The sequence below is a fragment of the Moraxella sp. CTOTU47724 genome, from assembly GCF_032014955.1.
Classification (GTDB): Bacteria; Pseudomonadota; Gammaproteobacteria; order Pseudomonadales; family Moraxellaceae; genus Faucicola; species Faucicola tetraodonis.
The window spans coordinates 1-23,608 of record NZ_DALZSV010000020.1 but is presented as its reverse complement, the minus strand read 5'-3'; the positions used below and the strand labels follow the sequence as shown (position 1 = coordinate 23,608).

At 43.7% G+C, this 23,608-nt stretch carries 20 protein-coding genes; 15 read left to right on the top strand and 5 right to left on the bottom strand.

Annotated elements, in window-relative coordinates; translation table 11 throughout:
- Nucleotides 1-237 precede the first annotated feature (237 nt).
- The 5 genes from queC to rlmKL all read left to right on the top strand — a co-directional run bounded on the left by queC (nt 238) and on the right by rlmKL (nt 5,545).
- The gene (gene queC / locus RTR63_RS05990) at nt 238-948 is read left to right on the top strand and encodes a 7-cyano-7-deazaguanine synthase QueC (protein WP_282841138.1); all 711 of its coding nucleotides are present in this window, start codon (nt 238-240) and stop codon (nt 946-948) included.
- Between the two features lie 107 nt (nt 949-1,055).
- Nucleotides 1,056-1,370, top strand: a complete 315-nt coding sequence (locus RTR63_RS05985) for a hypothetical protein (protein WP_065252727.1) — start codon at nt 1,056-1,058, stop codon at nt 1,368-1,370.
- 145 nt (nt 1,371-1,515) lie between these two features.
- A complete protein-coding gene (locus tag RTR63_RS05980) occupies nt 1,516-2,016 on the top strand; it encodes a peroxiredoxin (protein ID WP_312523218.1) in 501 nt (166 codons plus the stop codon).
- Between the two features lie 70 nt (nt 2,017-2,086).
- On the top strand, nt 2,087-3,202 hold the full coding sequence (locus RTR63_RS05975) for a mechanosensitive ion channel family protein (protein ID WP_312523216.1): 1,116 nt from the start codon (nt 2,087-2,089) through the stop codon (nt 3,200-3,202).
- 96 nt (nt 3,203-3,298) lie between these two features.
- On the top strand, nt 3,299-5,545 hold the full coding sequence (rlmKL, locus tag RTR63_RS05970; protein ID WP_095355363.1) for a bifunctional 23S rRNA (guanine(2069)-N(7))-methyltransferase RlmK/23S rRNA (guanine(2445)-N(2))-methyltransferase RlmL: 2,247 nt from the start codon (nt 3,299-3,301) through the stop codon (nt 5,543-5,545).
- 56 nt (nt 5,546-5,601) lie between these two features.
- On the opposite strand, the gene RTR63_RS05965 is transcribed toward rlmKL, so the two are convergent.
- The 3 genes from RTR63_RS05965 to dusB form a co-directional block, all read right to left on the bottom strand.
- Nucleotides 5,602-6,456, bottom strand: coding sequence for an META domain-containing protein (locus RTR63_RS05965; protein ID WP_312523214.1), 855 nt, complete (start codon nt 6,454-6,456; stop codon nt 5,602-5,604).
- Nucleotides 6,457-6,638: 182 nt separating this feature from the next.
- Nucleotides 6,639-7,277, bottom strand: a complete 639-nt coding sequence (locus RTR63_RS05960; RefSeq protein ID WP_050325417.1) for a peroxiredoxin — start codon at nt 7,275-7,277, stop codon at nt 6,639-6,641.
- A gap of 179 nt (nt 7,278-7,456) precedes the next feature.
- Entirely contained in the window at nt 7,457-8,455 is a 999-nt protein-coding gene (gene dusB, locus RTR63_RS05955; protein ID WP_312523212.1) for a tRNA dihydrouridine synthase DusB, read from the bottom strand.
- Between the two features lie 603 nt (nt 8,456-9,058).
- Between dusB and rlmN the strand changes: the two genes are divergently transcribed.
- The 9 genes from rlmN to RTR63_RS05910 all read left to right on the top strand — a co-directional run bounded on the left by rlmN (nt 9,059) and on the right by RTR63_RS05910 (nt 20,570).
- On the top strand, nt 9,059-10,258 hold the full coding sequence (gene rlmN, locus RTR63_RS05950) for a dual-specificity RNA methyltransferase RlmN (protein ID WP_099834049.1): 1,200 nt from the start codon (nt 9,059-9,061) through the stop codon (nt 10,256-10,258).
- A 355-nt stretch (nt 10,259-10,613) separates the two neighbouring features.
- Nucleotides 10,614-11,426, top strand: a complete 813-nt coding sequence (pilW, locus tag RTR63_RS05945; RefSeq protein WP_312523209.1) for a type IV pilus biogenesis/stability protein PilW — start codon at nt 10,614-10,616, stop codon at nt 11,424-11,426.
- Nucleotide 11,427: 1 nt separating this feature from the next.
- On the top strand, nt 11,428-12,336 hold the full coding sequence (locus RTR63_RS05940; RefSeq protein ID WP_050325767.1) for a RodZ domain-containing protein: 909 nt from the start codon (nt 11,428-11,430) through the stop codon (nt 12,334-12,336).
- A 64-nt stretch (nt 12,337-12,400) separates the two neighbouring features.
- A complete protein-coding gene (gene ispG, locus RTR63_RS05935) occupies nt 12,401-13,516 on the top strand; it encodes a flavodoxin-dependent (E)-4-hydroxy-3-methylbut-2-enyl-diphosphate synthase (protein WP_050325766.1) in 1,116 nt (371 codons plus the stop codon).
- 47 nt (nt 13,517-13,563) lie between these two features.
- On the top strand, nt 13,564-14,862 hold the full coding sequence (hisS, locus tag RTR63_RS05930) for a histidine--tRNA ligase (protein ID WP_312523207.1): 1,299 nt from the start codon (nt 13,564-13,566) through the stop codon (nt 14,860-14,862).
- Nucleotides 14,863-14,927: 65 nt separating this feature from the next.
- On the top strand, nt 14,928-15,755 hold the full coding sequence (locus RTR63_RS05925; protein WP_312523205.1) for a YfgM family protein: 828 nt from the start codon (nt 14,928-14,930) through the stop codon (nt 15,753-15,755).
- Nucleotides 15,756-15,838: 83 nt separating this feature from the next.
- Nucleotides 15,839-17,080: an outer membrane protein assembly factor BamB gene (bamB, locus tag RTR63_RS05920; RefSeq protein WP_312523203.1), complete on the top strand. Its 1,242-nt coding sequence runs from the start codon at nt 15,839-15,841 to the stop codon at nt 17,078-17,080.
- Between the two features lie 201 nt (nt 17,081-17,281).
- On the top strand, nt 17,282-18,685 hold the full coding sequence (der, locus tag RTR63_RS05915) for a ribosome biogenesis GTPase Der (RefSeq protein ID WP_095355354.1): 1,404 nt from the start codon (nt 17,282-17,284) through the stop codon (nt 18,683-18,685).
- Nucleotides 18,686-18,719: 34 nt separating this feature from the next.
- A complete protein-coding gene (locus RTR63_RS05910) occupies nt 18,720-20,570 on the top strand; it encodes a sensor histidine kinase (protein WP_312523201.1) in 1,851 nt (616 codons plus the stop codon).
- Nucleotides 20,571-20,637: 67 nt separating this feature from the next.
- On the opposite strand, the gene RTR63_RS05905 is transcribed toward RTR63_RS05910, so the two are convergent.
- Entirely contained in the window at nt 20,638-21,777 is a 1,140-nt protein-coding gene (locus RTR63_RS05905; RefSeq protein ID WP_409418201.1) for a D-alanyl-D-alanine carboxypeptidase family protein, read from the bottom strand.
- Nucleotides 21,778-21,964: 187 nt separating this feature from the next.
- Nucleotides 21,965-23,068, bottom strand: coding sequence for an RNA-guided endonuclease InsQ/TnpB family protein (locus RTR63_RS05900; RefSeq protein ID WP_312523197.1), 1,104 nt, complete (start codon nt 23,066-23,068; stop codon nt 21,965-21,967).
- Nucleotides 23,069-23,116: 48 nt separating this feature from the next.
- Between RTR63_RS05900 and tnpA the strand changes: the two genes are divergently transcribed.
- Nucleotides 23,117-23,527, top strand: a complete 411-nt coding sequence (gene tnpA / locus RTR63_RS05895) for an IS200/IS605 family transposase (protein ID WP_312523241.1) — start codon at nt 23,117-23,119, stop codon at nt 23,525-23,527.
- The last annotated feature ends 81 nt before the right edge of the window (nt 23,528-23,608 follow it).

The following is a 23,608-nucleotide window of genomic DNA, read 5'->3' as shown; positions in this document are numbered from 1 at the left end:
TGATGCAATGACGACAATGGTATGGTTGGGGCTAAAGTGTCGGATAACGTAGTTTAAAGCTTGGTTTAAAACTTCTTGGTTATTTTATAAGGTTTTTTAGTGGAATACGCAAATATTTACTGGCAGTGATAGCAGTTTTTTGGCTAATATTGCGTTGACTACTTTTATCCCAATATTTTCCCATCAACAATTGCTTAAGTTCTGATAAAATACACCTTTTGTCGTTAGTAAATTTTTATGAGTACATCAACCACATCACAAAATGCCGTCGTCTTACTCTCGGGCGGGCTAGATTCCGTGACTTGCCTTTACTGGGCAAAAGCCAATTATGCCAACGTCACAGCGGTAAGCTTCAATTACGGTCAGCGCCACAATAGCGAACTTAATGCCGCCAAAAAAATCGCCGCGACTGCCCAAGTCAACCACCGTATTATCGATATTGATTTGGCACAGCTAGGTGGCTCGGCATTGACCGATGCTTCGCTGGTGGTACCCGATGCCAAACAAACAGATTTTAGCGATAATCAGCATAATGACAGCATTCCAATCACCTATGTACCTGCGCGTAATACCATCTTTTTGTCGTATGCGCTGGCATTGGCAGAGGTGACACAGTCCAATGCCATTGTGATTGGCGTCAATGCAGTCGATTACTCAGGCTATCCTGATTGTCGTCCTGAATATATTGCAGCCTTTGAAAAGATGGCAAATCTCGCTACCAAAGCCGGTGTGATGGGTAATCATCTCCACATTGCAACGCCATTGTTGCATTTAAGTAAAGCAGAAATCATTAAGCTTGGGGTATCTTTGGGGGTTGATTATGCGTTGACCGTGTCATGCTACCGCGCAGATAGCGAAGGACGCGCCTGCGGGCACTGCGATAGCTGTTATCTACGTCAGCAAGGTTTTTTACAAGCTGAAATAGATGACCCGACTATTTATCAGTAATCTATCATCATCAAATCCTGCCAGCTTTATTGCGTCAACGGTAAAGCTAGCCATTGTACGATTGAACACCTGCTGTTCTATACTGCTGTCTCTTATGAGGATAAACTATGAAACATTCAGCCATCGTGACCCTATTTGCTAGCATGGTTTTGCCGTTTGCCGCGCATGCCGCCAACCCACAATATGTCAATGCTTGCGCTACACAAATGACCGAAAAACACATCACTGATGCCGCTTCTGCAAAAAAAGTATGTACTTGTGTGGTAGATGAACAATCAAAAATCACCCAAGCGCAAAAAAATGAGCTCGATACCTGGGTAAAAAGTGGCAAAGATGTTCGCCAAAACAAAACTTTCCAAACCATCAGTGCTCGTATGAAAGCGTGCGGTAACGGCGTTAAATTTAATAAAGCCCGTCCCTAATTGGTTACACTCAATACCATAATCGATAGCGCCGCACCACCAGACCAGTTGTTTACTGGTCTTTTTTTATTTTGTCGCATGAAGAAGTTTGTACTCAATCTGGCTTTCTGATATTGTTAGTTCAATTTTTGCTTGGGAAATGTCCATGACTCAACTACCCAATTTTTTAGTCACCACGGTTGAAGCGGATACCAGCCGTCATGCTACAGCGCAGCCGCAATTTATCCAGCGTCAAATCAACCTACTAGCGTATGCCAAGCAGTCAGAGAAAGGCTTGATTCTGTACTTTTATCCAAAAGACAACACCTCAGGCTGTACTGTACAAGCGCAAGATTTTAGCCAGCATTTGACCCAATTGCAGCAGCTTGGCTACCAAGTCATTGGCGTATCAAGAGATAGTGTTAAAAGCCATGAAAAATTTATCGCCAACCAACAAATTAATTTTGCGCTGGTGAGTGATACCGATGAACAACTTTGCCAATATTTTGGCATCATTGCCGAGAAAAAACTATACGGCAAAGTCAGCCTTGGCGTGGTACGTTCAACGTTAATTTTCGACCCCTCAGGCAAGCTGGTTCATGAGATGCGCAATGTCCGCGCCAAGGGGCATATTGATAAATTACTTGCGATATTGCCCACCCTTTAACCCAAACTAACCTAAATTAACCCAAACGCCTTATTTTATTTTGATTTTTTGACTCGAGATCACTCATTGTATGTCCGTGAACCAATTTTTTAAAAATATCTATCACGACTTGTATTATGACGTCTATAAAGCAGTCGGTGGTTCGCTCGAAGACGAAGCGGTTAATTGGCCGCTGTATCTCTCCAAACTTGCCAGCACAGGCATCAAAATTATGGTGCTGTTGGCAATTTTGGGCGTGGTCTATCGGTTAAGTTTATTGCTCATCAATTCTGCCCGTTTTATCGCCAAAGACAGTAAATACAGCCAATCGTTAAGGCTCATCGCACGATTAATGTGGTTGTTTTCAAGTTTGCTTGCGGTGATGAGTCAGCTTAATTTTGAACCTGAAACAGTCAAAGCCACTGCCAAAGCAGGTATTTGGTCAGTGATTTTTTATATGGCGTGGTACAACCTCGGTTATTTGATGCAAAAAATGCTCAAAAATTATGGACTAAACGCGTCGATTGAACAACTACTGCACAATTTGTTGTCCATGCTCATCATCGTATTGTGGATTGCCTCAGTGATGTCGCAGTTTGGTTTTGATATTGTGTCTGTGGTCGCAGGTCTTGGGATTGCGGGTATCGCAGTGGGTTTTGCCGCGCAAGCCACACTTGCCAACTTTATTGCCGGTATCACCATTTTGATTGAGCAGTCGTTTCAAGTCGGTGATTGGGTCAGCATCAATGAAAAAGAAGGTAAAGTGGTGCAAATCGCCCTGCGCACTACCCAAATTTTGACCCGTGACAATATCACCGTGATTTTCCCCAATTCAACCGTTGCTTCAGCCGAAGTCATTAATTTAACTGCCAAAAATCTGATTCGTTTTGATATTGAAGTGCGTATCGCGTTGGAAGCGGATATCGAAACTGCTCGCGCTATCATTCTTGATATTTTAGCTGATACCAAGGAGGTATTGGAGCGTCCTGCGCCCACAGCGACAGTGGATAAAATTGGCGATTTTGGGGTGTTTTTTATCGTGCGGTTTTGGGTCAATCCGCCACACGTATCTCGAATGCCATTTATCAAAGAAAATCTACGCGAACAAATCAAAGTAGCACTCGATGATGCTCACATTGCCACGCCTTACCCTCACATGCAGCTATTAATGCCAAGCGCAATGCCAAACGAAGTAGCCCATCGGTAAAAACTTGCCCATAATTTCAGACATTCTGTCATATGTCCTTTGCTAATCATGCTAAAATACGCCATTAATCAACTTTGACTTTTTTTGGCAGTATTTATGACAGACAGCAATACAACGCCCGTCGGGCAAACTTTTCACATTGTAATCACTTGTGCGGATGGGCTAGAGATTCCCTTGCAAACTGAGCTGGCAAGCTTTGGTATAGGTACACAAATTGAGCGCACGGGTCGGCTGATGGCGACATTGACGTTGGCGCAGATTTATCAAGTTTGTCTATGGTCTCGTGTGGCATCGCGGGTATTGCTACCACTGGGCAAAAAGAACATCAATCCCGAGTACGATATTGCAGATCAGCTCTATACCTTTGCCAAAACTGTCAAATGGACCCAGTTATTTGATTTGGAACAAACCTTTGCGATTCGTTTGACCCTAGATAAGCGCGTACAAGCCAACCAGCAATTCACCATGCTGCGTGTCAAAGATGCGATTGCCGACCAATTTAACGAGCAGTTCGGGCGTCGCCCCAATGTTGATAAAAACCCCGATTTTGGCATTGTCGCTACTGTGGGTGACAAACAAGCTGAATTGTATCTAGACTTATCAGGTACCAGTTTGCACCGCCGTGGTTATCGTGCTGCGATGACTGAAGCGCCACTCAAAGAAAACTTGGCGGCTGCCCTGCTCTATAGCGTGAATTTTCACACCACCCAATTTGACAGTATCGTCGACCCAATGTGCGGCTCAGGCACGCTGATTATTGAAGCCTTGCTGATGAGCGCAGATTATGCCGTAGGACTCGATAAGGCCGATAGCCAATTTGGGTTTTACGCATGGCAACATCATGATACTGACCTTTGGGAGCGTATGGTGCAAGACGCGCAAACCCGTTTTCATCATCGCCTAAATGCCATGGCAAATGGCGAGATGCCCGCGGTATTTGCTTTTGATATGGACTCAGGCGCGGTTCGAGCCACGCATAAAAATTTAATCGCCGCAGGTTTGACGCCTATCATCAACCGTATTACCTTGCAGCAGCGCTCACTGGCGACCCTTAATTTGGCACTAGAAAAACAAGTCAATGGCTGGGTCAACCCCCTGTTTATCACCAACCCACCGTATGGTGAGCGCTTGGGTGAGGAAGAATTGATTAAACCCTTGTATCAAGGCTTGGGTAAAAAATTACAAGCCTTGTTTGCAGATAGCCCTGCCAAAGTGACTTTGGGTGTCCTCGCTGCCAAAGTTGAACAAGCCGACGTACTACCCCTTGCCGAGCCAAAAACCCTACGCTGTCACAATGGCGCTATCACCGTTTATTTTCGTTATGGTGAGCTGTTAAAGAGCAAAGACACACCGTTGATTACGCGCTTTGAAAAACGTGAAATCGCCGTAGAAGAAGGTCAAGATTTTATCAATCGACTACAAAAAAATCTTGCCAATCTGCGCAAGCTTGCTCACAAACAAGCCGTGACCAATCTGCGTGTGTACGATGCCGACTTACCTGATTTTAAAGTAGCAGTGGATGTATATGGCGAATTTGTGCATGTGCAAGAATATGCCGCCCCCAAATCAATCCCGTTAGAGACCGCCAAAAAACGCTTTAATCTAGCGCTGCATGGCGTGCGCGAAGCCTTGCAAGTGAACCGTGAGCAAGTGTTTATCAAAACCCGCGCCCGCCAATCAGGCAATGAGCAGTATGAGAAGAAAGCCAATTCGGGTAAATTCCATGTGGTCAGCGAGCCAACCGCCAACAACCAACGGGCGTATTTTTTGGTGAACTTTAGCGATTATTTGGATACAGGGTTATTCCTTGACCATCGCAGCATCCGAAAAATTATTGCAGAAAACGCACGCGGTAAAACGGTGCTTAATCTGTTTGCTTATACTTGTACTGCCAGCGTTCATGCGGCATTGGGCGGGGCAAAAGCGGTGACATCGGTGGATTTATCACAAAACTATTTAGATTGGGGACGCAAAAATTTTGCCCTAAACGGCTTGCCAGATTTGCCAAGCTACCAGTTTATTGCCCAAGATATTTTTGAATGGATTAAAAGCAATACTGAGCAGTACGATGTGATTTTTATCGATCCGCCGACTTTTTCTAACTCCAAGAAATTTCAAGGTACTTTTGATGTGCAGCGCGACCACGTACCACTCATCAACCGTGCCATGAATCGCTTATCCGCTGAAGGCGTGTTATATTTTTCCAATAACTTTACCAAATTTGTGCTAGATGACGAAATCAAGAACCGCTATCACGTTGAAGAAATGACCAACCAAACCATCGGCTTTGATTTTGATAGTAAACGCCCTATTCACCAGTCGTGGGCGATTCGCCACAAATAATTTGCCAATAAAAAAGCGATGACTCGTGTTAGCCTTCGCTTTTTTTGATCAGTTGGTTATTTTGCCAGAGTCTTGGTTTCAATCACGCTATCAAGCTGATAAAGACTGCCATAGCCTTTGGTATCGGTGGGCGGTGTGCGATAGCGAGTCAAGCGCAAAACCCGCTGTGCGCTTTCATCATGACGATAATTGATGATATGCGCATCGAGAATATACCATTGACCCACCGCTGTTTTTAATCCCTGAGTGTCATAATTGATGTCACGCACTTGTAGGCATTTTCTATCGGTCACGTTATCGCAATACTGCCAGTTGGGTTTGACCTCCAAAAATATGGTTTCCCCTTTACCGTATTTGACTTCAGGCTTTAATATACCATCCCAAATTAACGCAGTGCCGTCTGCCAAATCTTGTTGCAACATTGCATGTGTTTGCCAGCTCATTATCATCATTGATAGTTGACTTTGACTTTGCATTTGCTGAGCCAACCAAGTTTCACTTTGTTGTAGAGAGCCGCAACCCATCAAGGTAGTCACCGCATTGGTGCTTGCCTGTAGCTTGTCCCCTTGTAACCTATAGCCACTCGATAATTGATTACAGCCTACACTGTAACTGATTCGATTTTGGGTGAAATCAAGTGTTACCTTGTGGTTATCAATTTGCGGCTTCAACTGTTCCGATGGCGGTGGATTGGTACTGTTCGGATAAGCATTCACGCCAGACAGTTGCCAATGATAACTTTGCAAATCATCCACAGTGGGTGCTTTACCAATAAATATCGCAGGCTGGGCATCAGGTACTCTTTCAATAGGTGCTGATGGTTTAGTATGCACCGTTTGGCAACCCGTCAGGGCAAGCATGAGCAATGCGCTGGTTTTAAAGCCACCTTTGACCACTCGATTATTTATCATTGTTTATATCCATTATTACGCCATTAATCGAAGTTTAGCCAAATATTTATGGTTATTCAGCATCCGTTCTGTAAATTTAGTTTAGTACCTTTAAATTTAATTTAGTATCTTTAATGGAAGAGTTGGCATAAAAAAACCCAGTCAAGCGACTAGGTTTTTGATTTCAAACTTAACATAAACAGTTATTTATTCGGTTGTGGCGTGGTGCGTAGATAAGGCTTGATTTCTTTATGACCTTTTGGGAATTTTGCCGCGATTTCTTCATTTTTGACGCTTGGCGGGATAATCACATCGTCCCCGTCTTGCCACTCAACTGGCGTTGCAATGCCATAATTATCTGACAATTGCAAGGCATCAATCACCCGTAAAATTTCATTGAAGTTACGACCTACGGCAGCTGGGTAAGTGAAAGTTAACCGCAGTTTATGCTGTGGATCAATAATGAATACACTTCGAACCGTGTGCGTGGTTGACGCATTTGGGTGAATCATGTCGTAAGCTTCCGATACTTTTTTATCGGCGTCTGCAATGATGGGGAAATTCACCGCGCAGCCTTGGGTTTCTGAGATATCGCCTGCCCAAGCTTTGTGATCTTCGACGCTATCGACTGATAAAGCAATCGGTTTGACATGGCGTTTTTTGAATTCATCACCCAATGATGCCGTGCGTCCTAACTCCGTGGTACAAACTGGGGTAAAGTCTGCCGGATGTGAGAATAAAACCACCCAGTTATCACCTTGCCAATCGTAAAAATTGATGTTGCCTTCGGTGGTTTGTGCGTCAAAATTTGGTGCCGTGTCGCCAATTCGTAACTGTGCCATCGCTGACTCCTTATGATTTGATTTGATTAATCGTATATGGTTATTGTTTGATATCGGTCTATCACAGAGACTCAGCAAAATTTTAACAGATTTTAAATTCATCAATAATGACTTTTTGCGAATCTTTGTTTCTAAAAAGTCATAAGCGCGCTACGATTGACTGTTTTATAGTGGAGGTTTTAATCAAATTTCGCGGTCTTTAAAAACCGCGCAACCACGTTAAACTGCCCAGTGGTGGTATCTTCTTCATACATGGCTTGGCGAAACGCATTGGAATTGGCAATGCCTGAGGTATACCAAGCAATATGTTTACGAGCGATACGACACCCCGAGTATTCACCATAAAACGCATAAATCTCTTGCAAATGGCTTAATACAATCTCTTTTAACTCATCCATTGTTGGACTGGGCAAGACTTCACCGGTCTTTAAATAATGCGCAATGTCGCGAAAAATCCAAGGCTGCCCTTGCCCTGCTCGCCCAATCATAATGCCATCAGCGCCTGTTTGTTCATATACTTGTTTGGCTTTTTGCGGGCTGTCGATATCCCCATTGACGATAACAGGAATGGTGAGAAGATTTTTGACTTCTTTAATTAACTCATAGCGAGCGCTGCCGAGATATTTATCTTCGCGGGTGCGTCCATGTATCACAATCATGGCGATACCTGCCTCTTCGGCCATTTTTGCGACACGTAAAATATTTTCTTCGCCATTGGCATAGCCTAGACGGGTTTTTAGCGTGACTGGTACATCCACTGCATTGACCGTGGCATCTAATAGTCGCTTGACCAAGTCTTCATCTTTGAGTAGTGCTGAACCGGCAAGCTTTTTGCAAACTTTTTTTGCCGGACAACCCATATTGATATCGACAATTTGCGCCCCATTGGCAACTTGATAGCGAGCCGCTTCGGCGATTTTTTCTGGGTCAGACCCAGCGATTTGCGCAGAAATAGGCGCGATTTCACCCTCAAAATTGGCACGATACAGCGTTTTGTGATGGGCAAATAGCGTGGCATCAGAGGTCATCATCTCTGACACAGCATGCCCTGCGCCAAAGGACTTAGCCAGCATGCGAAAAGGCTTATCAGTGACGCCTGCCATCGGGGCAACGATGATGCGGTTGGCGATGGTCTGGTCGCCGATACTGAGGGGAGTAAGCAATGGATGGTTGCACATAAATAAAAAAGCATGATGGGCTCAAAAATGGGGGAACATTATAACTTTTATTGTTCATACTTTGGCTAAAAATATCATGTATTTAGTGCGAATCTGCATTTGCCCCTCTTTTAAACAATCGGGTGAGTTTTTATATCAATTTGTTACGATTTTTTATTTGTTTGTCATATAAAATTAACCCAATAGAAGTTTAATAGTGTCATACTCATCAATTTGTTAGACATAGAAATGGGCATAGACATATGTTAAAACAGCTTAAACTTTGGTATCGAGGCGGTAAGCATGTCAATGGCGAAGTGATTTATCAGCTACCCCATTGGTCTGCTAGGTTAGTCCGTCGCACGGTTGATTTTGTTTCGCTTGAATGGAAGTGGTTATTGGCATTTTTATGCCTAATCATGATAATTCTTATTATCGCTATTTGATTCACCGCTATTTGATTTGTCGATATTTTACCCATTTCGCCATGCCAATTTGGGCAACATATGTGAGGTAAAGATATTGTATATAAAGCCGCTAAAAAGGTTCACTATGTTTTACCATGACAAATAGTTGAGATTTTAGTATACTATCTTGTTTATTTGACACGCTTATACGACCGCTATGACCCAAATTCCTGTCATTCAAAACCCAGAAATGGTTAATCCCCAAGACCTTACCGCAAAAACCAATTTACTTGGCATGAGTAAGGCTGAGCTTGGACAATTTTTTGCCGATTTGGGCGAAAAACCGTTTCGCGCCACCCAAGTCATGAAGTGGATTTATCAGTTTGGCGTGACCGATTTTTATCAAATGACGAATTTGTCCAAAAAATTACAAGAAACATTGGATGAAGTGGCAACTGTGTCGCCCCCAACGGTCAAGTTTAAACAATTTAGCGAAGATGGCACCCGCAAATGGGTGTTTGAAGTAGCAGGTGGCTCGCTGGTCGAAACTGTACTCATCCCTGCTGACGATAACAAACAGTTTGGACGTAAGACCTTGTGTATTTCCTCGCAAGTCGGCTGTGCGCTTGACTGCTCGTTTTGTAGCACCGGCAAACAAGGCTTTGAGCGAGACTTATCCCCAAGTGAAATTATCGGACAGCTGTGGGTTGCCAACCAGTCTTATATGGAAAATGTGCCTGTCACTGAACGTGAAAATCGGGTCACTAATGTGGTGATGATGGGCATGGGTGAACCGCTGTTAAATTATGAGCCCGTGGTAGCCAGTATGTCATTGATGCTCGATGATTTTGGTTTTGGCTTGTCTAAACGCCGCGTTACTCTATCAACATCGGGAATCGTGCCAAAGATGTATGAGCTCGCCAAAGACATTGATGTAGCACTTGCCATCAGCCTACATGCACCCAATGACGAACTGCGGAACGAACTGGTACCCATCAATAAAAAATACCCACTCAAAGAGCTGATAGCCGCCGCCAAATCTTATGTGTATGACGAAAACCCCCGTCATAAAAAGCACGTCACCATTGAGTATGTGATGTTAAAAGACGTTAATGACACTGATGAACACGCCCGTCAGCTGGTCAATCTACTCAAAGATTTGCCCTGCAAAATTAATTTGATTCCGTTTAATCCGTTCCCGCATGCACCTTACGGACGCTCTAGTAACAATCGCATCCATGCGTTTAGCAATATCTTGAACCAAGCAGGCTTTGTCTGTACCATTCGCCAAACCCGCGGCGATGACATTGATGCGGCATGTGGTCAATTGGTTGGACAAGTCACCGATAAAACCCGCCGAGCAAAACAATGGCAAGAAAAAGTGTCCAAAACGTTACAATCTAAAGCATCTCATTAAATCTTTTATCATTATAATAGTTTGGCGTGATAAAGGCGCAAGTTAGCCTTATCGGTTGGTGTTATCACGGTTTTTTTGCTATAGTAATAGCCATTTTTCCATTTTTAATGCTAGGCTTGTTTGTGCCATTGGGTTTTATCGACAATTAAAATTGGTTATCGACTGTCAAAATTTTTAATTATTCAATTTAGTTCATTTGATTATGAGTAAGTTTGTTATGCCACCATGTCACTCACGTCAAACTCATTTATACCATAGCCAACCTGCTATTTTTTGTCAATTACACGACAACGATATAGATGACGATAAAATGCCGGGCAAATCAAATTTTTTATCGAAGGTTTTTGCGGTAGGTATGATTGGCCTTTCAAGCTTCAGCCTTTGCCTAACCGGTTGTACCACTACCCGACAAGTCACCACGCAGACAGTTACTGCCAGTGACCCCAGTCGTTGGGAAAAAAATCCAGAAGAAATCGCCAGAATTCGCACCGCGATTGCCGCTGAATATATTCGTGGTGGTAAATTAGACGATGCCAAACGGCAGTTAGAAAGTGCATTAAAGTCTTATCCAAAGTCAGCAGAAGCCAATGATATGATGGGCGTGTTATTACAGCAAGAAGGCAGCCCGCGCAATATGCAAAAAGCCGAAGCTTATTTTAAAAACGCCATTGCACTCAATCCTGACTTTAGTCAAGCAAACAACAATTATGGCGTCTATCTCGCCCAACTCGGTCGTAACCAAGAAGCGATTGCCCAGTTTCAAATTGCGGGTTCTGCCTTGGGGTATGACGGTCGTGCCAGTGCGTTAGAGAATTTAGGTCGTACAGCGTTAAAGGTCAAAAACAAACCGCTGGCGATACAATCATTTATCAAAGCACTCGATGCCAATCGCCAAAGCATCGTCGCCCGTACAGAGCTGATTGATATTTTATTGGCCGATGGCAAATTTTTGGAGGCGCAGGCGCTGTATAATGATTTGGTTAAAATTATTGGTCAATCTAACCTTGACCCGCGTACTTTATCGCAAGGGATTAGGCTTGCCAAACTTGCGAACAATACCATGGAAACACAAAAATTAGCGCAGCAGCTTTTGGACCGCTATCCCCTTAGCGATGAAGCAAAGCAGATTCGTTCTGGACTTTTAACCCCAACGTCAACTTGGAAATAAGATGGAAAACAGCAATAACACCGACAATCAACAAAACTCTACCCCTGTTCATGACACAACCCAACTGTTGGGTCAGCGTTTTAAACAAGCCCGTGAGAAAAAAGGCTTATCGATTGACGATGTGGCTGCCAAAACTTTCATTTTAAAAAGTCATCTTCGGGCGCTTGAAGCCAATGATTTTGACGCCTTGCCACAGCCTACCTTTGCGCGCGGTTTTGCCACTACCTATGGGCGTTTTTTGGGTTTGGATAAAAATCTGGTCGCGCAAAGTTTTGATGCCCAATACCCCGCTACCCTCAAACAAAAATATGCCACGGTCATCAATGCCCCGATGCAGCCGATGGGCACGCTTAATCGTGAAGCGCGTCCTAGTGTGCGTATTAACCCTTTTGTCATTGGTGGTATTTTATTGGTATTGGGGCTTGCGATTTTTATTTTTAATAAAGTTAGCAAAGCACATAATGACTCGGTTGACCAAGCGCCCGCTAGCGCTGTTGTCAGTATGCCAACCCAAGACCAAGTCAGCGGTGCGTCGCTTAACAATGCAGGCTCAGCGATTGTGACAAACACAGTAACTGCTAGTGGGTTACCCGCCACCGGATCTGCCATTACTGGTGTCGCGGTGAGTGCTGATAACGCCAGTGGTACAGCAGCGACAGGACAAGCTGGTGCCAAAGCTTCGATTGACATTTTTGTGAAAGACACCACCAAAATCACCATTGTCGATGCGACAGGCAATACGATTTTAGATGGCGAGCAAGCACGCGGTAGTTACCAATTGACAGGTCAAGCGCCGTTTCAAGTCAATATCGACAAAGCCAGCAACGTGAGCTTGGATTTGAACAAACAACCGATTAAATTAAGCAATTATGCCCAAAACGATAAAGCCAATTTTACGTTAAAACCTTAACGGCTTATCACTTTAAAAATACGCTAAATCATTCGTTATAATAGTTATAATAATAGGAACGCCTATGTCAGCGCATAACCCCATCAAACGTAAACTCACCAAAAAAATCTACGTCGGTAATGTCGCAGTAGGCGGTGACACCCCCATTAGTGTGCAAAGTATGACTAATACTGATACCTGTGATGTCGATGCCACTGTGGCACAGATTCAGCGCTGTGTCGATGCCGGTGCTGATCTGATGCGCGTCTCCACGCCAACGATGGAAAGTGTAAAAGCCTTTGCTGAAATCAAAAGACAAGTCGCTGTGCCCCTGGTAGCAGACGTTCATTTTGATTATAAAATTGCACTGGCGGTGGCTGATGCGGGTGCAGACTGCTTACGTATCAACCCAGGTAATATCGGCAATGAACAAAAGGTGCGTGAAGTGATTGCCGCCGCCAAACATCATGGCATCAGTATGCGTATTGGCGTAAACGCGGGGTCGCTAGAAAAAGACATCCAAAAAAAATATGGCGAACCTACAGGTGAGGCCATGCTTGAGTCGGCGATGCGCCATATTGATATTTTAGATCGTAATAACTTTGACCAATTTAAAATCTCAGTCAAAGCCAGTAATGTGTTTTTGACCATGGATGCGTATCGGTTGATTTCTGCACAAGTTGACAATCCCTTGCATCTAGGTGTGACAGAAGCGGGGGTGTACCGCACCGGTACCGTTAAGTCTGCCATTGCCTTAGGCGGACTACTGCTAGAAGGTATTGGCGATACCATGCGTATTTCGCTAGCTGCTGAGCCAGAAGAAGAAATTAAAATCGGTTTTGATATCTTAAAATCCCTCGGTATCCGTAGTAATGGGGTGAATTTTATCGCCTGCCCCAGCTGCTCACGCCAAGAGTTTGATGTGATTCGGGTGATGATGGACTTAGAAAAACGCCTAGAGGATATCCGTGAACCAATGGATGTATCGGTGATTGGCTGTAAAGTCAATGGTCCAGGGGAAGCCAAAGAATCGGATATCGGCGTGGTGGGTGCCAGTCCAAATAGCCTAGTATATAAAAATGGGGAAAAATCACATTTGATTGATACCACCAAGCTTGCTGACGAGATTGAAGCCATGGTCCGTCAAAAAGTGGCTGAGCGTGAAGCGCAGCGCGCCAATGAAATTTTACGGGTTAAATAATTTTTGTATCGTTTATTTTTTAGTTTGCATTGTTTGGGAAATTGACCATGTTAAAATCCATTAAAGGTTTTAATGATATCTTACATATTGAGACAGAATCTACGCGCCCATCGAGCGAATGGCGCCAACTTGAAAGCAGCCTTATCGATGTGCTCAATCAATTTGGCTTTGAGCAAATTCGCCTCCCAATCGTTGAAGAAACCCAGCTGTTTGCCCGTGCGATTGGCGATGCTACTGATATTGTCGAAAAGGAAATGTATAGTTTTTATGACAAATCCAACCCACCTACCGCATTGACACTACGCCCTGAAGGCACGGCAGGCGCGGTACGTGCCGTGGTGGAGCATAACTTATTGCGGGGTGATAATCCAAAACTTTGGTATATTGGTCCTATGTTTCGCTATGAACAACCGCAAAAAGGCCGTTATCGTCAGTTTCACCAATTAGGGGTTGAGAGTTTTGGCAGTGAATTGGCGGATGCTGATGCTGAGCTCATTATCATGACCTACCAAATGTGGCAAAAATTGGGCATTTTAGACGTGGTGCAACTTGAGATTAATAGCTTGGGCGAGATAGACGAACGACTGGCGTATCGCCAAGCCTTGGTGGATTTTTTAACCGATAAAAAATCTCAATTGGATGAAGATAGTCAGCGCCGCTTAACCACCAACCCACTACGTATTTTGGATAGTAAAGATAAAAACACCCAACAAATTTTAGAGAACGCCCCAAAGCTTGCTGACTTTTTGGGGGCAGCAAGCCAGCAGCATTTTGAAGCCTTGCAACATTATCTTAAAGCAGTCGGCATCAATTTTGTGATTAACCCAAAACTGGTACGCGGTTTAGATTATTACAATAAAACCGTATTTGAATGGACAACTGACCAGCTAGGTAGCCAAGCGACGGTATGTGCTGGGGGTCGTTATGATGGGCTTATTGGACAAATCAAAGCCATTGGCAGTGATAAACCAGCCACTTCCGAGCCGGCAGTAGGTTTTGCCATGGGGCTTGAGCGTTTGTTGTTACTCATGCAAAAGGTGCATCCGTTTGAGGCAACACCTGCCTGTGATGTATTTGTGGTCGCCCATCCTGATGTTTACACCGATGCCATCAAATTTGCCCATGAGCTACGTACACGACGCTCAAATCTTCGCGTGAAAATGGCAAGTGCCACGAGTTTAAAAGCGCAAATGAAAAAAGCCGACAAATCAGGTGCGCACTTGTCAGTGATTATCGCGCAAGATGAAGTCGCTAACCAGCAAATTACCATCAAAAAAATGGCAACCGGTGACCAAATTACGGTCGCGAGTGACACACTCTTTAGCGAAAACCCAGATTTTATCTAATCTATCTGATTGAGCCAAATTTGATAGGCAACCTATATCAGTAATTTTTTGAAAGGCTTTATGTAATGGTTAAAGACGTACAACCTAAGCTAGTGAATGATGAACAGCAATCCTTAGGCGCGCTTAAACAATATGGTGGCTATATTTTGTCCGCCATTATGTTGGTATTAGCGGGCTATTTTGGCTGGAGTTACTGGCAAAAGCATGGCGGCAATATAGATACCGCAGCGGCGAACGATTTTGCCAAAATTCAAAGCGACCAAAACAACATTGAGACCCTAACCACCCAAGCTGCCACCGATACCAAAGCACAAGCGCAACTGACTACGGCGCAAACCAATTTGGACAAAGATTTGAGCGAATTTGTGGCTAAACATGATAATTCGGTTTATACATGGCAAGCCTTGATGCTGCAAGCCAAACAGCAAACCGATAAAAATGATCTAAAAGCGGCGGCGGCAACGCTACAAAAAGCATCTCAGTTAACGCTGAAGGATGATGGGCTAAAAGCCATTGCCATTTTGCGCCAAGCACAAGTGCTATTGTCAGACAATCAAGCGGATGCGGCACAAAAACGCTTACAAAGCCCCTTACCTGCTGCCTTTGAAGCCAGTAAACTTGAGATTTTGGGGGACATTGCCAACCAACAAGGTGATAAAAAAGCGGCGGCTACTCATTACCAAAAGGCTTGGCAATTGATTGAACAACGTAATCAAAACAACCCAAACCCCCAAGACCGTGCATTGCTACGTATCAAAATGGAAAGCCTAGGCTTAAGCGTCAAACAACCTGATTTAACTGGGGGCGTACTCGCTAAGCCTACCCAAGCTGAAAAAACTGCCCCTGCTGCAGCAATCGCATCTGCGCCTGCTGTTGCCTCAAACATAAAATAGGTGCAAATTAGGCAAAAAATCTTAACCTGACAAAACTCTTAAATGGCAATATTTAAATTTCACCGTACGTTACGAGATAAACAATGACGACCATAACAACAACAAAATCGACACCCTTATCGACAAACTTAATGAAACCTGCCGTATTTGCAACCGCCTTGGTGGTAGCGATGACCCTGACAGGTTGTGACAAGTTTAAAAAATCTGACAATGTCCATAAACCTGCCGCACTTGTGAAACTCGCTAGCAGTCAAAATGTGATTTCCCCACTGTTTAGTCAAGGCAGTAATACAAAAATTAGCCAACGCTTTGGCAATTTGCGCAACAAAACCACCATCAGCCAACAACCTACCGCCTTTCGCGTGGCGTATGACAACAATGGCTATGTGAATGCGTTAGCAGACGGTAGCGTGCAAGCGTTTGATGGGCAAGGCAAAGTGCTTTGGAGTACCAAACTCAAACAAGGCTTAATGTCAGGGGTGGCGCTAGATGAACAATCTCGCGTAGCCGTGGTTAGTGACAGCAAAGGGGTCATCATTGCGTTAGACAGAATGACTGGCAAAGTTATTTGGCAAACGCCTTTAGACACCGTAACCCTATCCCCTGCCCTAATCAGCCAAAACCGTGTCATTACCCTTGGCAATGATGGTAAAATTAGTGCGCTGTCGCTAGAGTCTGGCGCGCCTATTTGGACTTTTAACACCCAAAATCCAAATTTAAGCGTTCGCGGTAGTGCCACGCCGATTTTATTCAATCGCAATACGGTACTGGTGTCGACAGCCGATGGTCGTATCCATGCCTTAAATATCGATAATGGCGTACCTATTTGGTCAAAACGTTTTGGTATTAGCAAAGGCAGTAGTGATATCGAAAAAATTTCTGATGTGGATGCCACCCCCGTACTAGATGGCAATATGCTGTACGTTGTGTCTTATAGCGGTCAGTTAGTCGCTGCCGATATGGCTTCACAGCAGCTAAGTTTTGTCAAAGAGTTGGCGAGCCTAAAATCAGTCGGCACAGATGATAGTCAAGTTTACGCCACTTCGCTTGATGGCGAATTGGTAGCGATGGATAAAATGACAGGCACGGTTAATTGGCAAACCGATAATTTGTCTTATCGTGGTTTGAGTAACGCGGTGAGTATCGGCAACTACGTGGTGGTTGGTGATGCTATGGGTTATTTGCATGTGTATGACCGCACCTCAGGGGCACTGGTTGACAGAAAACAAGCCAAATCCGACGTGGCGGTATTACAGTTTATCAATAACCGTTTGATTGCCCAAAGCGCAAATGGCGCACTTAGTGTTTGGCAAGTAAATCGTTAATTGTTAAACTGTTCACGCATTTGGCAGTTTTGGCGAGTGGATGAGCAGCCCAGACTGATAAAAGTGTGAGTTTAAATGACAACCCAGCATTGCAGCGCGATGTTGGGTTTGTTAAGTTATAGAAATAATGAATTTTTCAAGCGTGTTTAAAATCTTGCTTGTTGAAAATCTTGCTTTTTGAAAATTTTGGAAATTAAATTTATGAAACCAGTTGTTGCCTTGATTGGCCGTCCGAACGTTGGCAAGTCCACCCTATTTAATCAGTTGACCCGCAGTCGTCAAGCCTTGGTTGCTGATTTGGCAGGTCTTACCCGCGACCGTCAATATGGCGACGCAACCTTTGAAGAAAAATCCTTTATCGTCATCGATACCGGTGGTATTGGCGAAGTGGATGAAGGTGACGGCACCATTGATGATTATATGTCGCACCAATCGCATACCGCTATCCATGAAGCAGATATCATTGTGTTTGTGGTTGATAGCCGCGTGGGTATCACGGGCGCTGATGAAGTTATTGCCAAACAACTTCATACCCTTGGCAAGCCCGTGTTTTTAGCCGCCAATAAAATGGATGGCGTCCATGAAGCGGCGATTCATGAATTTTATGCGTTAGGTTTTGGCGAGCCATTTTCCATGGCAGCCAGTCACGGACGTGGGGTGGGCAATTTATTAGAAGCCGTCACTGCTAATATGCCCACCGATGACCAAGAAGAACAAGCACCTGATGGCTTACGTATCGCCATCATTGGCAGACCCAACGTCGGCAAATCTACGCTTGTCAATCGCTTGCTTGGTGAAGAACGCGTGGTGGTTTTTGATATGCCAGGTACCACGCGCGATAGTATCTATATTCCTTACGAGCGTGACAACAGACATTATGTGTTGATTGATACCGCGGGCGTGCGTCGCCGTGGACGTATTGATGAAAAAGTTGAAAAATTTTCTGTGGTAAAAACCTTGCAAGCCATCAAAGATGCCCATGTGGTCATCGTGGTCATTGATGCGCAAGAAGGCATTACCGATCAGGATTTGAACTTGTTGGGCTACGCCTTAGAAGCAGGTCGCGCGATGGTACTTGCCATTAATAAATGGGATGGGCTTGACCAAGACCAAAAGAATTTTGTCAAAATTGAAATGGATCGACGTTTTAACTTTATCCCTTATGTAAAGGTTCATTTAATCTCGGCGCTTCATGGGACGGGCGTTGGCAATCTTTACCCATCGATTCACCGTGCCTATGATGCTGCGATGTTTGATATTTCCACCAGTCGATTAACCCAAATTCTGCAAGATGCGGTTACTGCACACCAGCCCCCTATGGTAGGCGGGCGACGTATTAAACTTCGCTTTGCGCATTTGGGCGGTCATAATCCACCGATTATTGTGATTCATGGCAATCAGACCAGCCAAGTGCCAAACAGTTATCGTCGCTATCTAGAAAACGAATTTCGCAAGGTATTCAAGCTTGAAGGTACCCCGATTCGGGTTGAGTTTAAACAAAACGCCAACCCTTACGCAGGTCGCACCAATACCATGACGGATGCGCAAAAAGAACGTAAACGTCGAGAGGTACAAAAATTCAAAAAGCGCGGCAAAAAACGTTAAGGCGATGTTAGTTGGCGTTTTAAGGGATGAGTGAATGGTACAGAAGACTTTAGGTTATCAAATTGGGGTAAAGCGTATCATTGCGATACCCTTTTTATTGGTTTTATTTATTTGCCTTGTGATTTATACCTTAGTCGACTTGACCCAAACCGTGCAATCTGAAATCAAACAGGCGAGTAAGATAAATTATCTACTTGCCCAGTCTATTGCCAGCAGTCCTAACAGTGTGACGACCGCTAGCATTGACAAACTGTTAAGCGAGATACCGCAGTACGAAAGCATTTTATTTTTTCCATTCGATCAGCAGCAGCATCCGACCACCCGTCCAATTAAAGTTACTGAAGTGCTTTTTGAGCGCTATTACGGATTGAGCGAACCTGTTAAAATTAATTTATTGACATTCAAGCCCCATCAAGACAACACTAAAGTAGACCAGCTAATTGGCTATAGTAATCTTACCCTTGACCTACAAACCATTCGCCAGCAATGGTTTTGGCAACATTTACCGTTAATGCTTGTGCTATCATTTATTGCGCTGCTAAATTTGTGGTTTGTGGTGCAAAAGGTGCAAAATTTAACCAATCGTTTGCCGAAACTTGAAAATTTAAGCCATCAAATTTTGCAAGATGAGTTTTCACAGGCAGAGGCGTATAAGCTGCCAAAAAGTAATGAGGCTTGGGTATTTGAAAAAGCCTTGGTGTATTTACTCAACAAGCACAAGGCGCAAATTGCCCAAATCAACACCCTGCGCCAAGAAAAAAATGACCTTGAAGAAACCCAAATTAAGCAGCTTCAGCACAATTCAAAATTTGAAAATATTTTGATTCATGAGTTCAAATCCTCTGTAAGTCGTATCGAATCGGGTCTACAGCTATTACACAATCAATATATCAGCGCTGAGCAAAAAGATGCCGTTGAAATTATTACTTTGGGCAAAGATGATTTAAATGCTAAGCTTGATCAAATCATCCAAATTAACCGTATCGATAAAGGTCAAACAGGCGTCAGTGCCTACCAATTTAGTCCAACGGCGTTAATCACCCAAATTGTCAATGACTACCAGCCTCTGGCTGCCGAGAAAAATATTGCCTTAACAGCAAAGCCCTATCACGCCGACTATGTCCTAGAAGGCGATATTCAAAAAATCACTTTGATTATTAGCTCATTGGTAGAAAATGCGATTAAATTTACCGATAAAGGCAGCATAACAATCACCTCGCAGTTGCAACATTTACAAACGCAAGTACGATGGACGCTGCAGATTGAAGACACCGGCATAGGCATTGCAAAGGAATATTTAGAGCAGATTTTTGAACCTTTTTTCCAAATTAATCCTGAAATAAAGCATACCTCCTCAAATAATTCTGCGGGATTATTTCTAGTGAAAAAACTACTAGAACTGATGAAAGGCAGCATCACAGTTACCAGCGAACCTGATGTGGGTACGAATTTTCAGGTATCGTTACTGCTAAAAGATTGGAAACACAATTATGAGCGCAATTTATTGATAAATAAACATATTGTTGTTTGGTATCACTATGAAGATTTATTCGAAAAAGCCAAACGCATGGAAAATGCCGGTGCTAAAGTTGAGACGTTTACCAGTAGCGAACTTCTTGAAGATTATTTGTCCTCTCATACGGTGGATGCGCTGTTTATCTCGCGAAATATTCATTATCAAGCGATATTAGACTTCGTCAGCAAATTTCGTGAGTTTGAACAGAACGGCAGGGTCACCATTATTTGTGTTTATGACAGCAAAGCGTTAAATCCGCATACCATCGAACTGCTAAAAATAGCGGGGGTTGATTATTTTGTCAAAAAAGAAGTAATAGACGATACACCCGATCAATATATTAAAGAGCTGTCCCATATTTTGAGTTAAAATTTGAGTTAAAAAAAACCCTTCGTTTCATGTGAAGGGTTTTTCTCTTTGTAATTTTTTTTGTAACTTAAAATAAACCTTTAAAAAACACCACGATATGTTGCCACATACGTTTAAAAATTCCTGCTTCTTGAACTTGGCTCTCAGCGACCAGTGGGACAGACGCCACAGGTTTACCATTGAGCATAGCAACCAGCTTACCCACTTCTTGCCCCTGCGCTAACGGCGCTTTAACATCGGCTGGCAAATTGACCACGGTACTGATTTTTTCTTGATCCAACTTTGGCACTAATACTTGTAAATTGCCTTTGCTGACGACGTTGACTTTATCGACAGCACCGAAGTTGACTGGCACGCTGCCGTAGTTTTTTTGGGCAGGGGCGGCAATTTTAGTAGCAAAGTTACTAAATCCCCAGTTGAGTAAGTTGCGCGATTGGTCTGCGCGCTCTTGCACGCTTTTAGTACCCATAATCACTGAAATCAGGCGCATATCACCGCGTTTACTCGACGCTACTAGACAGTAACCTGCTTCGTCGGTATGCCCTGTCTTTAGACCGTCTACCGTTGGATCGGTGAACAATAACGCATTGCGGTTGCCTTGGGTGATGCCGTTATAAGTAAATTGTTTTTGGCTATAGATGGGATAATACTTTTTGCTGTTCTTAATAATGGCTTGGGCAAGTTTCGCCAAATCTTCGGCAGACGCTTGATGGCCTTCTTGTGGCATACCGGTCGCATTCATAAAATGCGTATGGGTCATGCCAATTTTTTTGGCTTCTTCATTCATCAAATCGGCAAACGTGGTTTCGCTACCGCCAATGTGCTGTGCCATCGCTTTTGATGCATCATTACCCGATTGGATAATAATACCTTTTAACATATCAATCACAGGGGCGGTTGTATTGACAGGGACATACATACAAGACTCTTTACTTGAGCCTTTACACCAAGCCTCTGGGGTCATGAGGATGGGTTCATTTTCTTTTAATGCCCCTGATAGCAGCCGCTGCTCAATGATGTAACTGGTCATCATTTTGGTCAATGACGCAGGTGGGAATGGCTGAGCGGCATTTTTTTGAGCCAATACCGTACCCGTATCATAGTCAATTAAGATAAAAGCAGAATTGTCTAGTTCAGGCTGTTGTATGGCGGCATTTGCCTGTACAGTTGTGGCAAAAAAACTGGCGGCGACAAAAGTGCCGACCATCAGACGTTGGGTATATTGCGGTATTGCGATTGCTTTCATCTCACTCACTCTTAGCTCAAATCAAATGCGACCTGTTTGCTTGGCCGCTTGGTAAAACAAATTGCCTATATTAGCAAAAAAAATCGTAATTCAACACTGTATTCGGTCTAAAAATCAACGATTTATCATAATTGACTTCCTCCCCTCCCTAAAGTGAGGGGATTCCTTCTACAAGACGGTTAAGCCCAACCGCAAGAATGTTCTTACTGGCGTTAATATCTCTATCATGCCGTGTGCCACACGTTGCACAAGTCCATTCTCTTATTCGCAAACCTGCTCTACCTTTCGGACTACTGGACATATCGCCACAGCACGAGCAAGTTTGGGTAGTGTATTTCTCATTCACGATTTCAAAACGGCAACCTGCGTTCTCGCATTTGTAGGTCAGTTGTCGCTTGAGTTCAAACCAACCTGCATCGTAAACCGATTTGGCTAGTTTGCCTTTTTTACTGTTAAATTGGGTAGTTCTAACGTCACCTACCACGATTAGGGCATTGTCTTTGACTAATTGGGTGGTGAATTTGTGGATTAGGTCTTGCCGTGTATGTTTGATTTTGGCATGGATCGCTTTGACACGCTGTTTGTTTTTGGCACGTTGGGCGGTGGCTAACGCTTTGGCATATTTGAGCGTTTGCTTGATTTGTAGTTTATCGCCATTTGAGGCGGTGGCACTGTCTTTTAAGCCTAAATCAATCCCAACGCTACCCATTCCGCAAGTAGTTTTAGGGTATTGTTTGACGGTAATACAGGCATACCAACGGTTACGGCTGTCTTGGACAATTTCCAGCGTGTTGATTTGATATAGGCTAAGGTTGTAGCTGTCCCATAGGTCGATGATGAGTTTCTGCCCTTTGGCTAAAGATAGTTGTAAGGTAGATTTTAAGCCCTTTTTACCAGTTTGGTGTGTGGCAATGTGCTTAATGGCGGATTGTTTGAATGGTAGCCAACCTAAGTTTTTACGCTTTGATTTTGGGTTGTTGGTTCGCCATGACAATTTAGCTTTTTTGGATTGCTTACGGCTTTTGGCGTGGGTTTCATTGATTGCCTGAATAGTCTGACTATGCAAGCCTAGTAACTCACCGCTACCTTTGGTGTATTCGTTCAAATCATAAGCACTAAAGAATTTACCAGTTTTTTGTAGGTGTCTATAACTCAAATCATTGACATAATTCCACACGAAATTAACCGAACCGCTTAGGCGGCTTAATTGGTCTGCGTGTTTATCTCGTATGCGTAGCTTGAGTGTTTTCATGGGTTCAAGTATAATTAGATTTTTATATTCTATAGTTGGTCTAATTATATATCAAACGATTTAAGACTTGGTAGGCACGTTGTTTACAATCTTCATGTGCATTTGGTCTTTGTGGCTAAATACCGCAAAAAAGTATTCACTAAAGAGATTTTAGACGACATGCAGGTTATCTTTGAGAAAGTTTGTTCAAAGTTTGAGGCGCAACTAGTAGAGTTTGACGGTGAAAGTGACCATGTGCATTTACTGGTGATTTATCCGCCTAAAGTGGCTATTTCTAGTTTAGTGAATAGCTTGAAAGGCGTGTCTAGTCGGTTATTGCGTAAGAAAGAATATCCGTCTATCAAAGAACAGTTATGGGGCGATGCGTTGTGGTCGCCTAGTTATTTTGCAGGTAGTTGTGGTGGTGCTCCAATTGAGATTATCCGCCAGTACATTGAACAGCAGAATACACCGCACTAAATACCATCTGTGTGTAAGCATGATTGCGGAGTTGCCTTATATCCACCGCCTGAAGTCGGTGGTTTTACGGCAACAGAGGAT